Source organism: Streptomyces sp. NPDC037288, from assembly GCF_055603265.1.
This window is the reverse complement of record NZ_JBVJVY010000194.1, coordinates 1-2,030: the sequence shown is the minus strand read 5'-3', so window position 1 is coordinate 2,030 and position 2,030 is coordinate 1. Positions and strand designations below refer to the sequence as shown.

Annotated in this window: 1 protein-coding gene; it reads left to right on the top strand. The window is 71.9% G+C overall.

What is annotated here, in order from left to right:
* A partial coding sequence (locus ACZ7GZ_RS43160) for a non-ribosomal peptide synthetase (protein ID WP_471033320.1) occupies positions 1-2,030 on the top strand: 2,030 nt, incomplete at both ends.

The window sequence follows — 2,030 nt, the reverse complement described above, 5'->3', positions numbered from 1 at the left end:
GGTGACGTACCGCAGCGGCCGGCGTTGCCGGTGCAGTACGCGGACTACAGCCTGTGGCAGCGCGAACTGCTGGGCGAGGACAGTGACCCGGAGAGTGTGGTCCGTCGTCAGCTGGAGTTCTGGAAGGAGGCTCTGGCGGGTGCTCCGGATCTGCTGGAGCTGCCCACCGACCGGCCTCGCCCGGCCGTCGCCGGCCACCACGGCGGCATGCTCACCTTCTCCGTCGACCCCGCCCTGCACCAGGGTCTGACCTCCCTGGCTCGCGAGTCGCGGGCGACGGTGTTCATGGTGTTGCAGGCGGGCCTGGCGGCGTTGTTGTCGCGGTTGGGTGCGGGAGAGGACATCCCGCTGGGTGGTGCGATCGCGGGTCGGCAGGACGAGGCGCTGGACGATGTGGTCGGGTTCTTCGTGAACACGCTGGTGCTGCGGACGGATGTGTCGGGCGATCCGAGTTTCCGCGAGCTGCTGGCGCGGGTGCGGGAGTGGGACCTGGCGGCGTACGCGCATCAGGACGTGCCGTTCGAGCGGGTCGTCGATGCGGTGGCGCCGGAGCGTTCGCAGGCGCGGCATCCACTGTTCCAGGTGATGCTGGTGCTGCAGAACACCGCCGCCGCCGACCTCCGCCTCCCCGGACTGGACGTCACCCCGCTGGCCGTCGGGACCGGTGCGGCCAAGTTCGACCTCGGTCTGGAGTTCAGCGAGCGCGCCACGGGCGGGATGGACGGCCTGGTCGAGTACAGCAGCGAACTGTTCGACCACTCCACGGTCGAGCGCCTGATCGACCGCCTGCTGCGCCTGCTCACCGCCGTGGTCGCGGCCCCGGAGACCCCGATCGGCGACCTCGACATCCTCGACGACGAGGAGCGCCTGAACGTCCTGACCACCTGGAACGACTCCGCACGCGCCCTGGCACCCTCGACCGTTCCCGAGTTGTTCGCTTCTCGGGTGGCGGCCGATCCGCAGGCGCCGGCGCTGGTGTCGGATGCGGGGACGTGGTCGGCGGCGGAGCTGGACGCGCGGGCGAACCGGCTGGCGCGTCATCTGGTGGCCTGTGGGGTGGGCGCGGAGTCGCTGGTCGCGCTGGCGCTGTCGCGGTCCACGGAGGAGCTGGTGGTGGCGGTGGTCGCGGTCTGGAAGGCCGGCGGCGCGTATCTGCCGGTGGACCCGGCGTATCCGGCGGACCGGATCGCGTACATGCTCGACGACGCGCGCCCCGCGTTGGTCCTGGCCACCACCGAGACCGTGGACCGCCTGCCGGAGGGCACCCAGGCACTCCTGCTCGACACCCTCGACCTGTCCGGTGTGCCGGACACTGCGCCTGGTGCGCGGGTCCAGCCCGGACATCCGGCGTATGTCATCTACACGTCAGGTTCTACCGGTCGCCCCAAGGGTGTGGTGGTCTCGCACGCGGGTGTGGCGAGTCTGCTGGCCACGCAGGCGGAGCGGCTCGGTGTCGGGCCCGGCAGCCGGGTGCTGCAGTTCGCCTCGCCCAGTTTCGACGCGGCCTTCTGGGAACTGTGCATGAGCCTGCTCTCCGGCGCCGCGGTGGTCGTGGCGGGTGCGGACGGGCTGCAGCCGGGCGAGCCGCTGGCCGACACGCTCAAGCGGCACGGTGTCTCGCATGCGACGCTGCCCCCGGTGGTGCTGGCGGCGATGGACGCCACCGCCGACCTGCTGCCGGGCGGCACGCTCGTCTCGGCCGGTGAGGCCCTGTCGGGCGAGGTCGTCACCCGCTGGTCGGCGGGCCGGAACCTGATCAACGCCTACGGCCCCACCGAGACGACGGTCTGTGCCTCCATGAGTGGCCCGCTGGTGCCGAGGGCGGTCCCGCCGATCGGCCGGCCGGTGCTGAACAGCAGGCTGTATGTGCTCGATGCGCGGCTGCGTCCGGTTCCGCCCGGTGTCACCGGTGAGCTGTATGTCGCCGGTCCGGCGCTGGCCCGCGGCTACCTCGGCCGACCGGGGCTGACGGCCGAGCGGTTCGTCGCCTGCCCCTTCGGGACCGCCGGGGAACGGATGTACCGAACCGG